The following is a 16,746-nucleotide window of genomic DNA, read 5'->3' as shown; positions in this document are numbered from 1 at the left end:
CGAGCCAGACGTAGTGTTCTTGTCCATACTAACACGCTGACGACGTCAATACCGCGTACGCGCCGGAATGCCCTTTTTCTCTTACGGAGGTCGATTGCGGCAATAGCAATCTTTGGCGAGCAGCGGGGACTTTGGGAAGAGAAGTTGCAACATTTCCACGGCGAAGTGGAACAATGACGCGCACTTGCGGCCGCCAGCTCGCCGGGCAACTATCTCGCCATACATGCTTTTTTACTTGATATTTAAGTAGTGTAGACTGAGGTGCCGCACACCTGAAGCTGACGAGGACAGTGGGAATCCTTCGCGATGAGCATTGAAAACCACTCGAATGCGCCCGGCGCCAACATCCATATAAACCACTACTGCTGTGTTGCCGGATGCGGGAAATGGGGAGGCTTCGGGCACACATCGTCGAAGAGCGGCGAAACGCGATGGTGGTGTGCTGAGCACTATCCGCATTGGCAAGAGATCAAGCAGGCGGACGGCCGAGATTAGCGATCCGCTGCTATCGAATCACAGCGCTCCGTCAATAGCTGCACGAGCGTCCGTCGCTTGGTCTGAAGCCATCCTCGCAGGCTCGATTCATTGAATCCCCAGGCACATAGCCTGAGGCAGAGCCCATCGAGTTCGGGGGGGTCGCGCACGCCGACGCGAGCGCGGAAAGGCCAAACATCGCTCCGGCTGCCATCAAAGCGCGAAATCTGCTCATGCTCGTTTCTCCTGCCCGGCGATTATGCTCACGACGCAATGTATCCGTGCCTCCCAGCAGATGCGAGGGGCATCACGCGTAAAAGTGGAAATAAATGGGCAAATGGCGCCAATGACCTGCTTGCTGTGTGCGGCCCTACCCTACTCGCATTGGCCCGGCAAACGCGAGAAACAGGTGGGAGTTTGTGTCGCTATGCGTGCCGAGGACGACAACATGGCGAACAACAAAAGAGGCGCCGAATTTCGCCGCCTCTCAATTTTTGGGCAGAGCCGTGAAGCGCTTCAAGCCAGTCTGCGTAGAATGGGCGCCCGGGCGTACCCGGCTCCCACCCGAAAGATTACGCCTGCGGCTGCTTGGTTTTGCGCAGGTACGGAAGAATCGTGTCGAACGAACCGAACCGGGTTATGGCGTCTTCGTTCGAGACGGCCGCCGTGATGATCACGTCCTCGCCCTGCTGCCAGTTCGCCGGCGTTGCAACTTGATGCTTCGCCGTCAGTTGGATGGAATCGATGGCGCGCAGGATCTCGTTGAAGTTCCTTCCCGTCGTCATCGGATAGGTGAGGATCAACTTGATCTTCTTGTCCGGGCCGATGATGAAGACCGAGCGGACGGTCGCATTGTCGGCGGGTGTCCGGCCCTCCGAGGTTTCACCGGCTCCAGCCGGCAGCATGTCGTAGAGCTTGGCAACCTTCAGCTCATTGTCGCCGATCAGCGGGTAGTCGACATCAAAGCCTGTCGCCGTCCTGATGTCGCTCTTCCACTTGCTGTGACTTTCTACCGGATCCACGGAAATACCGATAATCTTGGCGCCGCGCTGCCGGAATTCGGGCTCCAACCCCGCCATCGCGCCAAGCTCGGTGGTGCAAACCGGCGTGAAGTTCTTCGGATGCGAGAAGAGAACCGCCCAGCCATCGCCGATCCAGTCATGGAACTGGATGGGACCCTGCGTGGTGTCCGCGGTGAAATTAGGTGCAATATCGTTGATACGGAGGCTCATGAGCGGTGACCCTTGTTGGTAGGTGATATCGGCTTTCAATGGTGGGTGATTGTGTAGCTGTTTTTTGTCGCCATTCAAGCACTTGTGCCCAAAATGGTCACGGCAGCGGATAGCGCCTGGGCCCGCCTGATTGGCCCTCACAGTATCCCAAGTAATTCTGTCGCTGGTTTGACGCTTGACAGCACGGTCGATCGGGGCGCCGGCAGAGTAAGCCCTACCACGCGGAAGACGACGCTCTGCCGAGTAACGGCCTTTTCGTCGGTATCTTGTCGAGGTGATGCGTTCTGGCCTTCAGCTTCTCGAAAATACGATAGCCACCCGGCCAGCGGCCATAGCCACTGGCGACGTTGATGTGCCCTGCCAGGCCGACATTGTGCAGCTCACTGCCCCAGAGGCGAGCGAAGAGTGTCAGGCGATCGAGCGACATGTAATGATCGTTCAGGCTTCCAATCACCATGCTCGGAAACGGCAACTCGGCCGTCGGCATCGTACCGAAAGCGATCCGTCCTGGATGCAATCTGTCGGTCGCCGGCAGGTCGCAGGGCGCAACCAGCAGCGCTCCCCTCACTCGCGCCACGGAGGACCGACCAGCGAGGCTTGCCGCCAGCAGACATCCTAAACTATGAGCAACGATGTAGGCTTCTCCTGCATCTTCAAGTGTCGCCTCAAGCTTTGCCCGCCATGTCATGAGGTGCGGGTTGCCCCAGTTGTCCTGTTCGACGAGCCGACTTTCGGGATGATCCTGTAACCAGGCGGTTTGCCAGTGCGTGTTCCCTGATCCAAAAAGCCCGGGAAGAATAAGTACTGGCGTCATCATCAATCCTTATCGCGGCGTATGAACGAGCTATTGGTCCTAGAAGACCCCAAGGGTGGCTGCGAAAAGGAACCCGAAAGCGAGGATCGTGGCCGCTTGGGCGGCAAGGTCTGCTGCGGCACCCGCAAACCGGAACCGCGGAGCGACGCGGCGATCGTCGAAAACGACCATCTCAATCCTTCTTTCAGTACCAGGGCCCGGGAGATGGGTTCCAATAGTAGATTTCGTAATCGCGGGCGGTCGGCTCGCCTTCCCTAGTCAGTTCACTCCATGACCCGGCCGGTTGCGAAAGACCGTGGTGGATCACCGACCGGAACCATAGAAAAAGAGACTGCATCCTCATTTTTCCTTCCTCTCGCTCAAATCAGTTGGTTGCGCCTGGCATTCGCAAGCAACTCCGCAGCACCGGCGACGGGACCAAACAGCATCAGGAGGCGATTCTGCTCGCGTATCGTCAGCCGGTAGCGGCGCGCGAAGTCGAACACACTCCAAAGCTCGCCTTTCTCTGTACTGACCATGTCACCCTCCCTCGCCCGTTCACTCGGCCGCCTGCAACGAACCCCTTGCGGACGGTACGAAAGAGAAGCTGCCAAGCTCATCGACGACAGAGCCGATGCGGGTAGACAGCGCTTCGGATGTAACCTTGTAGTCGACGAAATCGCGGTCCGAGGCATAGACGGCCGTCGGCAGTGTGTGGGCCATGAAGAAGCCGAAAAGCGGTCGCAGTTGATGCTCGACAATCAGCGCATGGCGGTCCCCACCGCCGGTTGCGGAAATGATGATCGGTTTGGCCCGAAGTTCGGCTGGCTCGATCAGATCGATCAGATGCTTAAACAGGCCCGGGTAAGACCCCTTGTAAGTCGGCGAGCCGATAACAAGAACGTCGGCTTTGACGATGTCATCGATCACCTGGCTCGCCTGCTCATCCAACTCGCTTCGCCACAAGGCAGTTCCGAGAGAAGGCCCCAGGTCCTTGAGATCGTAAACCGTCTTGGAGAACCCGTAGGTTTCTGCAGCAAGCCCAGCAATGTGCCCGACGAGGGCAAAGGTCTTGGATGGACGGTTGAAACTACCGGCAATGCCCACCAATCGCAGCGACATATATCTCTCCTTCGTTATCGCATCGAATATTGTCTATAAAATTAGTGAACAAAAGAAATGAAGTTTCCTTGTGCGGGGAGAGCTTGAAATTCGATGCTCTCATACGCCCCATCACACACACCTTGGCTTCCGCCGTTCGCCTAAGCCGACCGCAAGATTGAATGTAGTCGGTACACCGCTTCCGGCCGGTTCGGGCTAGTGAAAGGCCGCCTCTTCGGCCACTCGGTTTTGGCGAGCATTGAGGAACTTTTGGCCGCGTCGGTCGTTAGTTGATTGCAGCGTCTGAAATCTGCGCTGCCGGACCAGCATCGCCTATGTAGGTCCGTTTAAAAGGCCCGGTGGACTATATCCCGCCGGGCTTTCTTTGTGGCCGTCCCTCTCTTCGTCTCCCGCACTCGCTCAGGCGCGAATTTGGTTCGTTTTGAACAACTTGCGGTCTCGCGCATTACCTAACATCTTCAACTGGGAAACGCCTCAATGACGATCACCGCCAAAGTCGCTGCCGCCTTGTGCCTGCTCATCGCCCTCACCTCATGCGCAAACACCATCAAGGGTGTCGGGCGTGATGCCGCCAATACCGTCAACGCCACTCAGAACGCCGGCAATCGCGTCGCGAATGCTGCCCGTTGATCTCGCAAGACGGTTGATGATCGAACCCAGCCGAGCCTCCCTCGGCTGCCACTCCAGATGCTGTTTTCCGCGCAGAAAGCAAAATCTGCTCGAGGGAATCGGTAGGCCTTGAAATTGCACTGCTGCGAGCAAAGATTCTGTTCAATGCGATGGAGGCTCGGCCATGTCGAACTATAGAGAGGAAAGGCGGTTTCGGTGTCAGGACGACAGAGGGAAGACTTATGTCGTCATTCAGCAGATGAGGATTTCCGGCCAGAACGCGGCTTCGCCCAAGACTGACTATATAACGGAGGAAGGCGAGATCGTGAATCGGCTCGATGAAGAACATTTCCTGCTTCTGCTCGATGGCCAGATACTGCACGTTCCGCATATTTCCGACACTGATCACTGACCGGCAACACCGATCCTGCGTTGATAATTAAGCGTGCCGCCGCCCTGCGACGCGCTCAAGAAAAGCGCGCACTTGACGCGCCCGGCCTGCTGCAGCGCCCTGCATCGGCCATTTAGGGAATCATCACCGCTGTTCGGGAACCTGCCAAGCATGACTGTAAGATGAACGCCGGCTTCAGTGCACATTCATTCGTCGGCCCTAATCTGTTCAACCAAGAGCGCTTCGAGGGCGCTACGTCAGAGACACATGGAGACTGACTATGAGAAAGCTTGTTATTGCGGCCGCCGGTCTCGCGACGCTGCTTGTGAGCGCGCCCGCCTTTGCAGACGGCGTCTACTTCGAATTCGGCGGTGGCGGCCCGCGTTACTATGACGATCAGCCACCTCCGCGCTATTACAGGCATGGTCCGCGCTATGCCTATGATGACGAAGACTATGATTACGATCGTCCCCGTTACGCATCGCGGCAAAGATGCTGGGAAGAGCCTTACCAGAAGAAGAGCCATCATCACTATATCACCAAGTACCGGACCGTCTGCCGGGATCGTTGATGCTGGCGTCTGATAACGCCTGAATTTCCTGATGGCGCGCCATTTGGCGCGCCATTTCTGCTTTGGGACGCTTTGCGCTCTTGGCAGATGCTCGGTTATCCGAAAGCGCAAAAAGGTGATTGGCCCAGAAGCCTCGCCTGGGGTAGGACTCGGCCGATGATTGCCTGCCGCCGGAGTGCCTAAGTGTCGATTGCCGATATTTCGTTATTGAGCGCCCTTTTTGCGGGCGCGCTATCGTTCTTGTCTCCTTGCGTACTGCCTCTCGTTCCGCCCTATCTTTGCTATATGGCTGGCATTTCCGTCGAGCAATTCCGCGGTGGCAACGCGGTCGCCGTTGTGCCGAACGGCCGACGGGACGTTTTGTTTTCAGCCCTTTTCTTCACGCTCGGATTCGCCACCGTTTTCGTCGCCCTCGGGGCCGGGGCATCCAGCATTGGTATGGCGCTTCGCCAACATCTCGATCTGCTGGCGAAGATCGGCGGCCTGATCATCATCGTTATGGGTCTGAATTTCCTGGGGATCTTTCGGATCGGCATCCTGGCCCGTGAGGCGCGTTTTCAAGGCAGCGGCAAACCGGCGACATTGACCGGCGCCTATGTGATGGGCCTAGCCTTCGCCTTCGGCTGGACGCCTTGCATCGGCCCCGTGCTCGGCGCGATCCTTGGCGTTGCGGCTTCGCGAGAAACCGTCGGCTCGGGTGCCGGTCTGCTGGCCGTCTATTCCCTTGGTCTTGCCATACCTTTCTGGATTGCCGCAGGCTTTTCCGGTGCCTTCATGGGCTTCCTGACGCGCTTCCGCCGACATCTCGGGACTGTCGAGAAAGTTATGGGAGTATTTCTCGTCCTAACTGGTCTCGCTTTTATGTTCGGTTTCGTCAGTGATGTCGCAATCTGGTTCCAGCAGACCTTTCCAATCCTGATGAAAATCGGCTAAGCGGAAAACCGCCCTACAGAAATTTGCATTGGAATAATGGTTGTCCGATATCGTCAGTCTGCTTCTGCCGTTCTTCGGCTTGATCTTCATTGGCTATATCGCAGGCAAAGTGACGAAGCAGCCGGCCGGGGCGCTCGGCTGGATGAACACCTTCATCATCTATGCCGCCCTACCCGCGCTCTTCTTCAAGCTAGTCTCACGCACGCCCTTCGAGGATCTGACGCGCATCGATTTCATTGCTACCGACCTCGCGGCAACCTATTCAATCTTCGTTGTGCTGTTTGCGATCGGCCGATGGGTCCGGGGCAATTCGCTGGCAGACTGCACAATCCAGTCCTTTGCCGGTGCCTACGGCAATATCGGCTATATGGGGCCAGGTCTCGCCTTGCTGGCGCTCGGTGAAAGTGCGGCTGTGCCGGTGGCGCTGATTGTCTGCCTGGAGAATGCGTTGCATTTCATCGTCGCTCCGGCGCTCATGGCGGTGGCTGGCGACGACCGGCGCTCCGTTGGTCGCCTGGCGATCGATATCGCTCGGAAGGTGGCTTTTCATCCCTTTATTCTATCGACAGCCCTCGGCTTTGTTGCCGCCGGCCTGCACGTCGATCAGCCGCTTGCATTCCAGCGCTTCGTCGACTATCTCGCGCAGGCTGCCGCGCCGTGCGCCCTCTTTGCAATGGGGGTGACACTGGCACTTCGGCCATTGAAGCGCGTGCCTGTTGAGATCGGCTACATCGTTCCGGCAAAACTGATCATTCACCCGATCGTCGTCTATCTTGCCCTGACCACCGTCGGTGGCTTCGACCCTATCTGGGTCTATGCGGCAGTGCTGCTCGCCGCATTGCCGACGGCGACCAACGTGTTCGTCATCGGACAACAATACGGCGTCTGGCAGGAGCGTGCTTCGGCGACGATCCTGATCACGACGGCGCTATCCGTCGTGACCGTCTCGGCCGTCCTGATTGCGATCAAATCAGGCTTTCTTCCGGCTTAGTCTTTCCCTGATCGCGCCCGGAATGTCGCGGAAGCCGCGCCCTGGCTCGATGCCCTCTCGCATGACGATGCTGCGCAGCGGCGGCAGCGCCGAAAGGATATGCAGGCCGGCAGCGCGCATCATCTGAACCGGCAGGAAATCGGACAGCAGCGAGCGATTGAGAAGATGGACGCTTGCCGTACGGGTCATGATATCGGCGCGACGCTTGCGATCGAACTGGTCGCCGGCATCGGCAGCGATCGGCAGCTCAGGCCGCGTGCACAGAATATCCGACAGCGTCAGCACATCGCGCAGGCTGAGATTGAGCCCCTGTGCGCCGATCGGTGGGAAGACATGCGAGGCTTCGCCGATCAGGGCAATTCGTCCCTTGCCGGAGCGATGGGCCATCATGCCTGACAGGGGCCAGAGCTGCACGCCCTCTTCGACCGTCACCTTGCCGAGCAACGACTGCATACGCTCCTCGACGACGTTGCTCAGTTCAACAAGCGAGAGTTCATTGCGAGCCACCGCATCGGACGGGTTCTGAACCCATACGAGGCTTGAGCGATTGCCCGGCAGCGGCACCTGCGTAAAGGGGCCGCTTTCGGTGTGGAACTCCGTCGAGATATTTTCGTGCGGCAGCGAGTGCTGGAAATTTAACACCATGGCCGATTGCGGATAGGACCAGGTCTTCACATCGATACCAGCAGTCTCGCGCACCTTGGACTTGCGCCCATCCGCGCCCACCACGAACGAGGCCGACAGGACTTCGCCATCGGCAAGCGTAATGGTCACGGAATCGGCACTGATATCGATCAGGTCGGCAAACGAGTTGAAGCACGTGATGTTGCCTTCAGCGGCAATCGCGGCTTCCAACACTTCCATCAGCGCCTTGTTCGGGAAATTGTAGCCGAAGGCTTCGAGATCGAGTTCAACGGACCGGAAGGTGGTGACGGGAGCCCGCAACAGGCGATTCGTGCCGTCGATGATCCGCATCGTCGAAAGCGGAGCGGCCGCCGGACGCAGCTTTTCCCAAAGGGTCAACCTGTCGAGGAAACGGATCGACTGATCCATGAGCGCGGTCGTGCGCCTATCCTGGCCTGATGACGGCGGAGCAACGAGAGCAACGTTGCGTCCGCCGCGAGCCAAGGCGATAGCGGCGATCATGCCGGCAAGGCCGCCACCGATCACCGCGATTTCAAAAGTCTTCATTGCACCGTTCCGTCAAATTCCTTGACGGCGATCCGGTGCTTACGCAGCCGGCTTCGCCTGACGGCGCCAACTATAGCCCTTGCCGGCGTCCGCGTCACGCACAGCCGGTTGATAATGATGCGGAATCCCCGGCAGACGATGTTCCGTGAGACGCTTTATCGCAGTCTCGTTGGTGACGGCGAAGCTGTCGATGCCGACCCGTTGCATCAGCGGAATCTGGTCGATCAGCACGTCCCCGACGGCGCGCAGTTCGTTGGTATATCCCAGGCGGTCGCGCAGCAGGGACGCGTGGCTGAAGGCGCGACCGTCATTGAACGCCGGGAAGGCAACAGCGACAATCTCCAGGCGATAAAGGTAGGGCTCAAGCTTGCGAATGTCGTCCGCCGGCTTGATCAGCACGCCGAAGCCGACCTCATTGCTCTCGTCGGCCTTGGCGATCAGCTCGTCCAGGGTAAGGAGGGGCTTCTGTCCCTCGCCCGCCTTGACCTCTTCCGTCTCGATCACCCAGGGATCGTTCTCGACGAAGCCGGTTTCTCTCCAAATCTCGGTCATCGTCCTCTCCTTAGGCCGCTTCTGCCGCTGAACCATAGAGCGCGTCCTTGAACGGCTGCGGACCAACGCGACGATAGGTTTCGAGGAATATTTCCGACGGCTCCTTGCGGATTGTCAGATAGGTATTGACGATCGTTTCGATCGCGTCGGTCACCTTGTCCGGCTCGAAGCCGCGACCGATGATCTCGCCGATCGACGTATGCTCGTCGCCCGAACCGCCAAGCGTGATCTGGTATAGCTCAGCGCCCTTCTTTTCGACGCCAAGCAGGCCGATATGGCCGACATGGTGATGGCCGCAGGCATTGATACAGCCGGAGATCTTGATCTTCAGCTCACCGATTTCAGCCTGGCGATCCGGATCGCCGAAGCGCCGGGAGATTTCCTGCGCAACGGGGATCGAGCGCGCATTGGCAAGCGCGCAGTAGTCCAGCCCGGGACATGCAATGATATCGGTGATCAGACCCGCATTGGCTTCGGCAAGGCCGATGGCAACCAGACCGCGATAGACAGCCTCGAGATCAGCAAGTGCCACATGCGGCAGAATCAGGTTCTGCTCATGGCTGACGCGAACTTCGTCAAAGGCGTATTCCTCGGCGATATCGGCCACCGCATCCATCTGGCTGTCCGAAGCATCGCCCGGAATGCCGCCGATCGGCTTCAGCGAGATCGTCACCATGCCGTAGTCGGGATGCTTGTGCGGCTGCACGTTCTGCTGCACCCAGCGGGCGAAAGCCGGGTCGGCCTTCTTCCAGCGAGCCAGGTTTTCCCATCCTTCGGCACGGTCAGGCAGAGCCGGCGGCGCGAAATATGTAGCAATCGCTTCGACATCGGCCTCGGGTAGCTTCAGTTCGGAGTCCTTGAGTTCCGCGAACTCGGCCTCGATCTGACGGGTCAGCTCTTCCGTGCCTGTTTCGTGCACGAGGATCTTGATGCGAGCCTTGTATTTATTGTCGCGGCGGCCGTTGAGATTATAAACGCGGACGATCGCGGTCGTGTAGGACAGCAGGTCCTCTTCCGGCAGGAAGTCACGGATCAGCTTGGCGATCATCGGCGTGCGGCCCTGGCCACCACCGACGTAAACGGCAAAGCCGATTTCGCCCTTCTCGTTCTTCTTCAGATGCAGGCCGATGTCGTGGACCTGGATCGCCGCGCGGTCGCGCTCGGCGCCGGTGACGGCGATCTTGAACTTACGCGGCAGGAACGAGAATTCCGGATGGACAGAAGACCACTGGCGCAGAATTTCGGCGTAGGGACGCGGATCGGCGACTTCGTCGGCTGCAGCGCCGGCGAAATGGTCGGCGGTCACGTTGCGAATGCAGTTTCCCGACGTCTGCAGAGCGTGCATTTCGACGGAGGCGAGCTCGGCCAGCGCATCCGGGATCTCGGACAGCTTCGGCCAGTTGAACTGCAGGTTCTGGCGGGTCGTGAAATGGCCGTAGCCACGGTCATACTTGCGCGCGATATGGGCGAGCATCCGCACCTGGCGCGAGCTCAGCGTGCCGTAGGGAATTGCGATACGCAGCATGTAGGCGTGAAGCTGCAGATAAACACCGTTCATCAGGCGCAGCGGCTTGAACGCATCCTCGGCAAGCTCGCCGGAAAGGCGGCGCTGGACCTGGTCGCGAAACTGCTCGACGCGCTCGGCGACAAAAGCGTGGTCAAATTCGTCGTAACGATACATCTGCTTCCTCAGACTGCGATGAATGCGGGGTCGGCGGGCTGGTAGCCCGGCGCGTATTCCATGGTCGGACCCTGGGCGCGAATGCGCTCGCGAAGACGCAGCGGCCAGAGCACGCCATCGGTCTCCTGAACCTCGACGACGGCGACGTCCACCACCTGGTTGTCGGCATAGGACTTCTTGCCGATCGCTTCCAGAGCCGCGACGGCCTCGGCGTGACGAGCCACAAGGGCTTCCTGCAGCGAGGTAACCCATTCGCCGTTGGCGTTCAGCCAGACGGCGATGCCATCCGTCAAGCGGTTGGCGGTGAGAACCTTGTCTACCATGTTCAGCTCCTTGCAAATTCCTCGGACCGGGCGCGTTCGCGCACAAGCGGTTCCGACAGTTCGAAATTGGCGCCTGCGACCGCATCGCCGATAATAACCATGACCGGACCGGTCAACTCGTCACGGTGCTGCAGGTCGGGAAGATCCCGCAGAATACCATGCAGCAGGCGGCGATCGGAACGGCTTGCATTCTCAATGACGGCGACGGTCGTTTCCGCAGGCAGGCCTGCCTGCATCAGGCGCTCGGCGACGGATGCCGCGACGGTGCGACCCATGTAGACGGCGATCGTTGCGCCCGAGACCGCAAGGCTCGCCCAATCCGGCAAGACGTCACCGGTCAGATCGTGGCCAGTGGTGAAGACCAGCGACGACGCCACGCCCCGCAGCGTCAGCGGCAGTTCGAAATCGGCGGCAGCGGCGAAAGCCGACGTGATGCCTGGTACAACTTCATAGGAAATGCCTGCAGCCCGCAGTGCAGCCATCTCCTCGCCTGCCCGGCCGTACACGAGCGGATCGCCGGACTTCAGACGAACCACGCGCTTGCCTTCGCGACCGAGATGCACGAGCAGATCGTTGATCTCTTCCTGGGACTTCGAATGGCATCCCTTACGCTTGCCGACAGACAAACGCTCGGCGTCACGGCGGCCCATATCGACGATTTCCTGCGGCACGAGGGCGTCGTAGACGATGACATCGGCCTCCATCATCACACGCTGGGCGCGCAGCGTCAGCAGATCCGCGGCACCGGGACCGGCGCCGACGAGCCAGACGTGGCCCTGGACCTTTTCGGCGGACTGCAACAAGCCATTGGCCGCACGCCGCGCCTGCGGCAGGTTCTCGTTCGCGACAGCATCGGCGACAGCGCCTGAGAAGAAGCGGCGCCAGAAAAGGCGGCGGGCAGCGCCCTTGGGCACAATCTGCTCGACAGCCTTACGGTAACCGATCGCGAAATCGGCAAGACGACCGAGCGACGGCGCAAGCAACTGATCGACCTGTGCACGGATCATCTGCGCCAGAACCGGGCCGGCACCTTCTGTGCCGATAGCGACGGCCACCGGCGCACGATTGACAAGCGCTGGCGTGAAGAAGTCGCAGTAATCAGGCTGATCGACGGCATTGGCCGGCACCTTCTCGGCGCGCGCCGCCTCAACGATGGCGCGATCCTGCGCAGCATCTCCGGTCGCCGCGAAGACGAGTGTTGCTCCGACGATCTGTTCGGCAGCAAAGCCTGATCGTACGGTCTCGATCCGGTTGGCGATCAGAAAGGCATGGTAATCGGCCTCAGGACGGTCCGTATAGGCAACGATCCGCGCCTGGGTATTGAGGAGCAGGCGGACCTTGGCGAAGGCCTCGTCGCCATTGCCGAAGACAGCCGCGATCCTGCCTTCAACGCGGAAGAAGGCAGGAAATACCGACAGTTGTTCAGTCTTGGGAGACATCATCAATCCATTTCGAAGTTGCCGGAATATGCACTCTCTGCCCAACCAAATGAAGAAACAGAAATTCCAATGCCCGCGCGGGCGCGTATTCTTTTACTCGGTCTTCCAATGATTTGAGTAAAAGTCACCGGTGCGGCGCAGCGGACACACCTGCGTCTGCCGCAGCGCAGCAGAAAGACTGTGACAAATCCCGCTCGCTGTCGAAATCGGCGTTTGCCTCGCCTGCCGCTGCCGTTAGAGTGCAGCCACCAAGGAGAACGCCATGCCCGATAAGACTATCGCCGCCCGCCTGCTCAACGTCATGGAAAAGGAGATCCTGCCGATGACCGAACGCGGCGTCGCTGCCGGCAACAAGGTGTTCGGCGCCGCGATCCTGCGCAAATCAGATCTCTCGCTCGTCATCGCAGAGACCAACAACGAGCTTGAAAATCCGCTGTGGCATGGCGAGGTGCACACGCTGAAGCGCTTCTACGAACTGGGCGAAAAGCCGGCCACCAAGGATCTCATCTTTCTGTCGACGCACGAACCCTGCACCATGTGCATGTCGGCTATCACCTGGGCCGGGTTCGACAATTTCTACTATTTCTTTAGCCACGAGGATTCGCGCGACGCCTTCGCCATTCCGCACGACCTCAAGATCCTGAAGGAGGTTTTCGGCCTGGAACCGGGCGGCTACAGGCGCAGCAATGCATTCTGGAACAGCTTTGCCGTCGCCGATCTGGTTGAGACCGAAGACGAGCATTTGAAGGCCGAGTTGAAGGCACAGACTGCGCGCATCAAGGCGCGTTACGACACGCTCTCGAACAGCTACCAGGCATCGAAGAGCGACAACGACATTCCACTGAACTGAGTGACCATGGAAGCCTCCAAAGACATTTCCCGCCTGATCGAGATCATGGCCGCGCTGCGCAATCCCGAAACTGGCTGCCCGTGGGACATCGTCCAGACCTTCGAGACAATCAAGCCCTACACGATCGAGGAAGCGTACGAAGTCTCCGACGCGATCGAGCGCAATGACATGGACGACCTTTGCGAAGAGCTGGGAGACCTGCTGTTGCAGGTCGTTTTCCACGCACGCATGGCGGAAGAGGCAGGCGAGTTCTCATTTGGCGACGTCGTCGAGGCGATCACGCGGAAAATGATCCGCCGGCATCCGCATGTCTTTGCCCGTTCCGATGCAGACACGCCGGATGCGGTGAAGAAGCAGTGGGATGATATCAAGCAGGCCGAAAAACGCGAGCGCGCGGAACGACGATCCAAGCGCGGCCTCGGCGAGGATTTCAACGCTGGTTTCCTGGGGTCCGTCCAACGGAGCTTCCCTGCCCTCACCGAAGCGTTGAAGCTCCAGGAGCGCGCCGCAAAGGTGGGATTTGATTGGTCCGCTCCTGAACCGATCCTCGACAAGATCGAGGAAGAGATTGGCGAACTGCGCGTTGCGCTGGCTGATGGGGATCAAGCAAAGGTCAGCGATGAGCTCGGCGATCTTATCTTCGCGGTCGTCAACATTGGCCGGCACGTAAAGGCCGATCCTGAAGACTCATTGCGGGGTACTAACACGAAGTTTCGCCGACGTTTCAATCATATAGAAACGGTTCTTGATGCAGAAGGCGAGACACTGGAGGCTGCGAGTCTGGAGCGGATGGAGGAAATCTGGCAGGCAGCGAAGGCAATCGAACGGCGGCTGGGCTGACCCCAGGACACCTAGCGCGAAGACAGTCGCTTGCGGAAGCGCGAAGCCGGTCGTCCCGGCGGGCTTGCGTTAGCGCTCCCAGTCCTCTTTAGCGGCTTTCGTCCCGTTGCCAAGGCGACGTTCCAGTTCGACCGCTTCAGCTTCAGACAGGCGCACGTCAAGTGTGATGGAGCCGTCTTCATTGTCTTCGCGGCTATCGACAATCGCATGATCGTAAAGCCACGGCAGCAGCGCGAGCCTGTCGACAGGCAGGCGTACTGTCGCCTCCGTCAGCACGCCCGACAGCCTGCGGCTGATCTCTCCCATTAGCGTATCGACGCCCTCGCCGCTGATCGCGGACAGGGCGACGACGTTCTCGGCACTACTTGCCTTCTGCACGATCGCATCGTGCGCTTCCGGCTCAAGGCGATCGATCTTGTTCCAGACTTCGATGATCCGCTTGTCGCCCTCTTCCTCGTCGATGCCGAGGTCCTTCAAGATGCGGAGCACGTCGGCACTCTGCGCCTGATTGTCGACGTCGGACATGTCGCGGACATGAAGGATCAAGTCCGCTTCCAACACCTCTTCCAGCGTCGCGCGGAAAGCGGCGACAAGATGGGTCGGAAGGTCCGAAATGAAACCAACGGTGTCTGAGAGGATCACGGTACGGCCATGTGGCAACTTCATCCGGCGCAGCGTCGGGTCGAGCGTTGCGAAGAGCATATCTTCGGCAAGCACGCCTGCACCCGTGATGCGGTTAAAAAGCGTTGACTTGCCGGCGTTGGTATAGCCGACGAGCGCAACGATGGGATGTGGCACCTTCTTGCGCTTCGCGCGATGGAGTTGGCGCGTGCGCACCACCTGCTCAAGCTCACGCTCGAGCTTGATGATACGGTCTTGCAGCAAACGGCGGTCGGCTTCGATCTGGGTTTCACCGGGACCACCCATGAAGCCACCGCCACCGCGCTGGCGTTCAAGGTGGGTCCAACTGCGGACCAGACGGCCCTTCTGGTAATTCAGGTGCGCCAGATCGACCTGCAGCGTGCCTTCCTTGGTCGACGCGCGTCGGCCGAAGATCTCAAGGATAAGACCGGTGCGGTCAATAACCTTGGCGTTCCATTCCTTCTCGAGATTGCGCTGCTGCACTGGTGTCAACGGGTGATCGACGATCACGAGGCCGGAATCGTTGGCATCCAACGTTGCCTTGATCTCTGCGATCTTGCCGGTGCCCATCAGCGTCGCGGGCCTCGGATCGTTGACGGACACGATAGTGCCGTGCACGACATCAAGGTCGATAGCCTGGGCAAGGCCAGTCGCCTCTTCCAGGCGACTTTCTGGTGTGCGTGTAACCAGGGGCGTAGAATCGCCGCCTCCCCGCCCAGCACGCGGCTGTTTGAGCACAGGCACGACAACAGTCGCGCGCATATCATCCCGGTGCTTTAAAGCTTCCGGGATGATCGAATCGTTCTTGGTATCGCGTGTCGAGATAATTGCAGGTCCCGTTAGGAGGCGGCTTCTTCGTTTTCGAACATCTGCATCGGTTGGCCGGGCATGATGGTCGAGATTGCGTGCTTATACACGAGTTGCGAATGGCCGTCACGGCGAAGCAAAACACAGAAGTTGTCGAAGGACGTAACGACGCCCGTCAGCTTAACGCCGTTAATGAGAAAAATTGTCAGGGAAATCTTTTGCTTGCGAACAGTATTGAGAAATAGGTCCTGCAAATTCTGAGAACGTTCCGCCATCGCGCCGCTTCTTTCTTTATTGCCGGCTTTGTTTTGCCGGTGGAATACTAATCAACCTCGCCTGCAGGCAGCTGACAACCCTCATCCCCTCTGCCCAGAAAGTCTTGGTATCAAATCGCAATCTTTTCCGCAACGTCGAAAAAGGCTTCCCGGATTTTCTGGGAGACACTGCCGGGATGGCCATTTGCGATCGTTTGCGCATCGATCGACACAACCGGAAAGCAGATGCTCGTGGCAGCTGTGATGAAGACTTCGCGTGCGGCGAGCATCTCCGCGACCGAGAATTTCCGCTCCTCGATTCTCACTCCCAGCTTGGCTACCACGTCGATCAGCGTCGTGCGGGTGATGCCGCGGAGGATACCGCGGTCGGCCGGGCGCGTAACGAGTGTGCCGTCACGATCGACGATCCAGACGTTGGTGGCGGCTCCCTCCTTCACCATGCCGTCCGCGTCGACATAGATCGCTTCCTGCGCACCGGCTTCTTTCGCCTGCTGGCGCGCCAGGGTGTTCGGCAGGAGGCCGACGGACTTGATGTCGACTCGGTCCCAGCGATTGTCCGCAACCGTGATCGCCTTGATGCCCGTCGCATTCTTTTTCGCGATAACAGAGGGATCCGTGCTCTTGGCGGTGATCACCAGGGAGGATGGCGTTCCCTCGACTGGAAACACATGGTCACGTCGCGCAACACCGCGGGTGACCTGCAGATAGAAGAGGCCGTTACGAACCCGATTGCGTCGCACAGTTTCGCGAATAACTCGAGTCAACGCATTGCGGCTCATCGGCCAGGCAATGCGCAACTCACCCAGTGACCGCTCCAGCCTGTTCAGGTGGCGGGTAAGATCAACAATATAGCCGTGTCTTATCTCGCAGACTTCGTAGACGCCGTCAGCGAACTGATAGCCGCGGTCTTCGATATGGACCATCGCATTCGCGTGTGGGACATAGCGGCCGTTTACGTAGGCTATTCTGGGCATGGAAACCTGTGCGTGGATATGTGCGGGAAAATGGGAGACGGCGCCGCAGCGCCATC

The 16,746-nt window shown here is 59.2% G+C and carries 22 protein-coding genes; 8 read left to right on the top strand and 14 right to left on the bottom strand.

Going from position 1 to position 16,746, the window contains the following annotated elements; genetic code table 11:
• The first annotated feature begins 306 nt into the window (after window positions 1–306).
• Entirely contained in the window at window positions 307–495 is a 189-nt protein-coding gene (locus FHT97_RS30995) for a hypothetical protein (protein WP_246712716.1), read from the top strand.
• 31 nt (window positions 496–526) lie between these two features.
• Here the strand turns inward: FHT97_RS30995 and FHT97_RS30990 are convergent, their stop codons facing one another.
• From FHT97_RS30990 to msuE, 6 genes are all read right to left on the bottom strand, one after another.
• Window positions 527–709: a hypothetical protein gene (locus FHT97_RS30990; protein ID WP_246712715.1), complete on the bottom strand. Its 183-nt coding sequence runs from the start codon at window positions 707–709 to the stop codon at window positions 527–529.
• A gap of 337 nt (window positions 710–1,046) precedes the next feature.
• Window positions 1,047–1,706 carry a peroxiredoxin gene (locus FHT97_RS21655; RefSeq protein ID WP_183864209.1) on the bottom strand — a complete coding sequence of 220 codons (660 nt, stop codon included), beginning with the start codon at window positions 1,704–1,706 and terminating at the stop codon, window positions 1,047–1,049.
• A 214-nt stretch (window positions 1,707–1,920) separates the two neighbouring features.
• Window positions 1,921–2,520, bottom strand: coding sequence for an alpha/beta hydrolase (locus FHT97_RS21650; protein WP_183864208.1), 600 nt, complete (start codon window positions 2,518–2,520; stop codon window positions 1,921–1,923).
• 39 nt (window positions 2,521–2,559) lie between these two features.
• On the bottom strand, window positions 2,560–2,691 hold the full coding sequence (locus FHT97_RS31455) for a hypothetical protein (protein WP_259129730.1): 132 nt from the start codon (window positions 2,689–2,691) through the stop codon (window positions 2,560–2,562).
• Window positions 2,692–2,879: 188 nt separating this feature from the next.
• Window positions 2,880–3,038: a hypothetical protein gene (locus FHT97_RS21645; RefSeq protein ID WP_183864207.1), complete on the bottom strand. Its 159-nt coding sequence runs from the start codon at window positions 3,036–3,038 to the stop codon at window positions 2,880–2,882.
• A gap of 19 nt (window positions 3,039–3,057) precedes the next feature.
• The gene (gene msuE / locus FHT97_RS21640; protein ID WP_183864206.1) at window positions 3,058–3,621 is read right to left on the bottom strand and encodes an FMN reductase; all 564 of its coding nucleotides are present in this window, start codon (window positions 3,619–3,621) and stop codon (window positions 3,058–3,060) included.
• Between the two features lie 477 nt (window positions 3,622–4,098).
• Here msuE and FHT97_RS21635 point away from each other — a divergent pair, with 477 nt between their 5' ends.
• The 5 genes from FHT97_RS21635 to FHT97_RS21615 all read left to right on the top strand — a co-directional run bounded on the left by FHT97_RS21635 (window position 4,099) and on the right by FHT97_RS21615 (window position 7,116).
• Window positions 4,099–4,251, top strand: a complete 153-nt coding sequence (locus FHT97_RS21635; protein WP_016553871.1) for a hypothetical protein — start codon at window positions 4,099–4,101, stop codon at window positions 4,249–4,251.
• A 163-nt stretch (window positions 4,252–4,414) separates the two neighbouring features.
• Entirely contained in the window at window positions 4,415–4,642 is a 228-nt protein-coding gene (locus FHT97_RS21630) for a hypothetical protein (RefSeq protein ID WP_183864205.1), read from the top strand.
• A 259-nt stretch (window positions 4,643–4,901) separates the two neighbouring features.
• The gene (locus tag FHT97_RS21625; protein WP_183756905.1) at window positions 4,902–5,192 is read left to right on the top strand and encodes a hypothetical protein; all 291 of its coding nucleotides are present in this window, start codon (window positions 4,902–4,904) and stop codon (window positions 5,190–5,192) included.
• A gap of 183 nt (window positions 5,193–5,375) precedes the next feature.
• Window positions 5,376–6,125 (top strand): cytochrome c biogenesis CcdA family protein, encoded by a 750-nt coding sequence (locus tag FHT97_RS21620; RefSeq protein WP_114712656.1) that lies wholly within the window; start codon window positions 5,376–5,378, stop codon window positions 6,123–6,125.
• A 40-nt stretch (window positions 6,126–6,165) separates the two neighbouring features.
• On the top strand, window positions 6,166–7,116 hold the full coding sequence (locus tag FHT97_RS21615) for an AEC family transporter (RefSeq protein WP_183864204.1): 951 nt from the start codon (window positions 6,166–6,168) through the stop codon (window positions 7,114–7,116).
• Here FHT97_RS21615 and FHT97_RS21610 read toward each other — a convergent pair.
• From FHT97_RS21610 to cysG, 5 genes are read right to left on the bottom strand one after another with little or no spacing between them, the layout of a single operon-like run.
• Window positions 7,096–8,307: a UbiH/UbiF family hydroxylase gene (locus tag FHT97_RS21610; RefSeq protein WP_183864203.1), complete on the bottom strand. Its 1,212-nt coding sequence runs from the start codon at window positions 8,305–8,307 to the stop codon at window positions 7,096–7,098. The genes FHT97_RS21615 and FHT97_RS21610 overlap by 21 nt on opposite strands.
• A gap of 39 nt (window positions 8,308–8,346) precedes the next feature.
• Window positions 8,347–8,859: a DUF934 domain-containing protein gene (locus FHT97_RS21605; RefSeq protein ID WP_183864202.1), complete on the bottom strand. Its 513-nt coding sequence runs from the start codon at window positions 8,857–8,859 to the stop codon at window positions 8,347–8,349.
• 10 nt (window positions 8,860–8,869) lie between these two features.
• The gene (locus FHT97_RS21600) at window positions 8,870–10,540 is read right to left on the bottom strand and encodes a nitrite/sulfite reductase (protein ID WP_183864201.1); all 1,671 of its coding nucleotides are present in this window, start codon (window positions 10,538–10,540) and stop codon (window positions 8,870–8,872) included.
• Between the two features lie 8 nt (window positions 10,541–10,548).
• Window positions 10,549–10,863: a DUF2849 domain-containing protein gene (locus tag FHT97_RS21595; protein WP_016553863.1), complete on the bottom strand. Its 315-nt coding sequence runs from the start codon at window positions 10,861–10,863 to the stop codon at window positions 10,549–10,551.
• 2 nt (window positions 10,864–10,865) lie between these two features.
• Complete coding sequence (gene cysG, locus FHT97_RS21590) at window positions 10,866–12,302, bottom strand: siroheme synthase CysG (RefSeq protein WP_183864227.1); 1,437 nt, start codon at window positions 12,300–12,302, stop codon at window positions 10,866–10,868.
• Window positions 12,303–12,564: 262 nt separating this feature from the next.
• On the opposite strand from cysG, the gene FHT97_RS21585 reads away from it, so the two are divergent.
• Both FHT97_RS21585 and mazG read left to right on the top strand, forming a co-directional pair.
• A complete protein-coding gene (locus FHT97_RS21585; RefSeq protein WP_183864200.1) occupies window positions 12,565–13,152 on the top strand; it encodes a nucleoside deaminase in 588 nt (195 codons plus the stop codon).
• A 6-nt stretch (window positions 13,153–13,158) separates the two neighbouring features.
• Window positions 13,159–13,992 (top strand): nucleoside triphosphate pyrophosphohydrolase, encoded by an 834-nt coding sequence (gene mazG, locus FHT97_RS21580; protein WP_183864199.1) that lies wholly within the window; start codon window positions 13,159–13,161, stop codon window positions 13,990–13,992.
• A gap of 69 nt (window positions 13,993–14,061) precedes the next feature.
• Here the strand turns inward: mazG and hflX are convergent, their stop codons facing one another.
• From hflX to FHT97_RS21565, 3 genes are all read right to left on the bottom strand, one after another.
• Entirely contained in the window at window positions 14,062–15,396 is a 1,335-nt protein-coding gene (gene hflX / locus FHT97_RS21575; RefSeq protein ID WP_183864198.1) for a GTPase HflX, read from the bottom strand.
• Between the two features lie 77 nt (window positions 15,397–15,473).
• On the bottom strand, window positions 15,474–15,716 hold the full coding sequence (gene hfq, locus FHT97_RS21570) for an RNA chaperone Hfq (protein ID WP_064692060.1): 243 nt from the start codon (window positions 15,714–15,716) through the stop codon (window positions 15,474–15,476).
• A gap of 110 nt (window positions 15,717–15,826) precedes the next feature.
• Window positions 15,827–16,690, bottom strand: a complete 864-nt coding sequence (locus tag FHT97_RS21565; RefSeq protein ID WP_183864197.1) for a D-amino-acid transaminase — start codon at window positions 16,688–16,690, stop codon at window positions 15,827–15,829.
• Window positions 16,691–16,746: the final 56 nt, after the last annotated feature.

Source organism: Rhizobium sp. BK399 (assembly GCF_014194695.1).
Lineage (GTDB): Bacteria > Pseudomonadota > Alphaproteobacteria > Rhizobiales > Rhizobiaceae > Rhizobium.
The sequence above is the reverse complement of the archived record's forward strand: the minus strand, read 5'-3'. Positions and strand labels throughout refer to the sequence as shown.

Coding starts and splice junctions, on each gene's coding strand:
- FHT97_RS21625 (WP_183756905.1), top strand. CDS start 4,902: ATGAGAAAGCTTGTTATTGCGGCCGCCGGTCTCGCGACGCTGCTTGTG.
- cysG (WP_183864227.1), bottom strand. CDS start 12,302: ATGTCTCCCAAGACTGAACAACTGTCGGTATTTCCTGCCTTCTTCCGC.
- hfq (WP_064692060.1), bottom strand. CDS start 15,716: ATGGCGGAACGTTCTCAGAATTTGCAGGACCTATTTCTCAATACTGTT.
- FHT97_RS21650 (WP_183864208.1), bottom strand. CDS start 2,520: ATGACGCCAGTACTTATTCTTCCCGGGCTTTTTGGATCAGGGAACACG.
- FHT97_RS21610 (WP_183864203.1), bottom strand. CDS start 8,307: ATGAAGACTTTTGAAATCGCGGTGATCGGTGGCGGCCTTGCCGGCATG.
- FHT97_RS21600 (WP_183864201.1), bottom strand. CDS start 10,540: ATGTATCGTTACGACGAATTTGACCACGCTTTTGTCGCCGAGCGCGTC.
- FHT97_RS30995 (WP_246712716.1), top strand. CDS start 307: ATGAGCATTGAAAACCACTCGAATGCGCCCGGCGCCAACATCCATATA.
- FHT97_RS21635 (WP_016553871.1), top strand. CDS start 4,099: ATGACGATCACCGCCAAAGTCGCTGCCGCCTTGTGCCTGCTCATCGCC.
- msuE (WP_183864206.1), bottom strand. CDS start 3,621: ATGTCGCTGCGATTGGTGGGCATTGCCGGTAGTTTCAACCGTCCATCC.
- FHT97_RS21655 (WP_183864209.1), bottom strand. CDS start 1,706: ATGAGCCTCCGTATCAACGATATTGCACCTAATTTCACCGCGGACACC.
- FHT97_RS21565 (WP_183864197.1), bottom strand. CDS start 16,690: ATGCCCAGAATAGCCTACGTAAACGGCCGCTATGTCCCACACGCGAAT.
- mazG (WP_183864199.1), top strand. CDS start 13,159: ATGGAAGCCTCCAAAGACATTTCCCGCCTGATCGAGATCATGGCCGCG.
- FHT97_RS30990 (WP_246712715.1), bottom strand. CDS start 709: ATGAGCAGATTTCGCGCTTTGATGGCAGCCGGAGCGATGTTTGGCCTT.
- FHT97_RS21630 (WP_183864205.1), top strand. CDS start 4,415: ATGTCGAACTATAGAGAGGAAAGGCGGTTTCGGTGTCAGGACGACAGA.
- FHT97_RS31455 (WP_259129730.1), bottom strand. CDS start 2,691: ATGGTCGTTTTCGACGATCGCCGCGTCGCTCCGCGGTTCCGGTTTGCG.
- FHT97_RS21595 (WP_016553863.1), bottom strand. CDS start 10,863: ATGGTAGACAAGGTTCTCACCGCCAACCGCTTGACGGATGGCATCGCC.
- FHT97_RS21645 (WP_183864207.1), bottom strand. CDS start 3,038: ATGGTCAGTACAGAGAAAGGCGAGCTTTGGAGTGTGTTCGACTTCGCG.
- hflX (WP_183864198.1), bottom strand. CDS start 15,396: ATGCGCGCGACTGTTGTCGTGCCTGTGCTCAAACAGCCGCGTGCTGGG.
- FHT97_RS21605 (WP_183864202.1), bottom strand. CDS start 8,859: ATGACCGAGATTTGGAGAGAAACCGGCTTCGTCGAGAACGATCCCTGG.
- FHT97_RS21585 (WP_183864200.1), top strand. CDS start 12,565: ATGCCCGATAAGACTATCGCCGCCCGCCTGCTCAACGTCATGGAAAAG.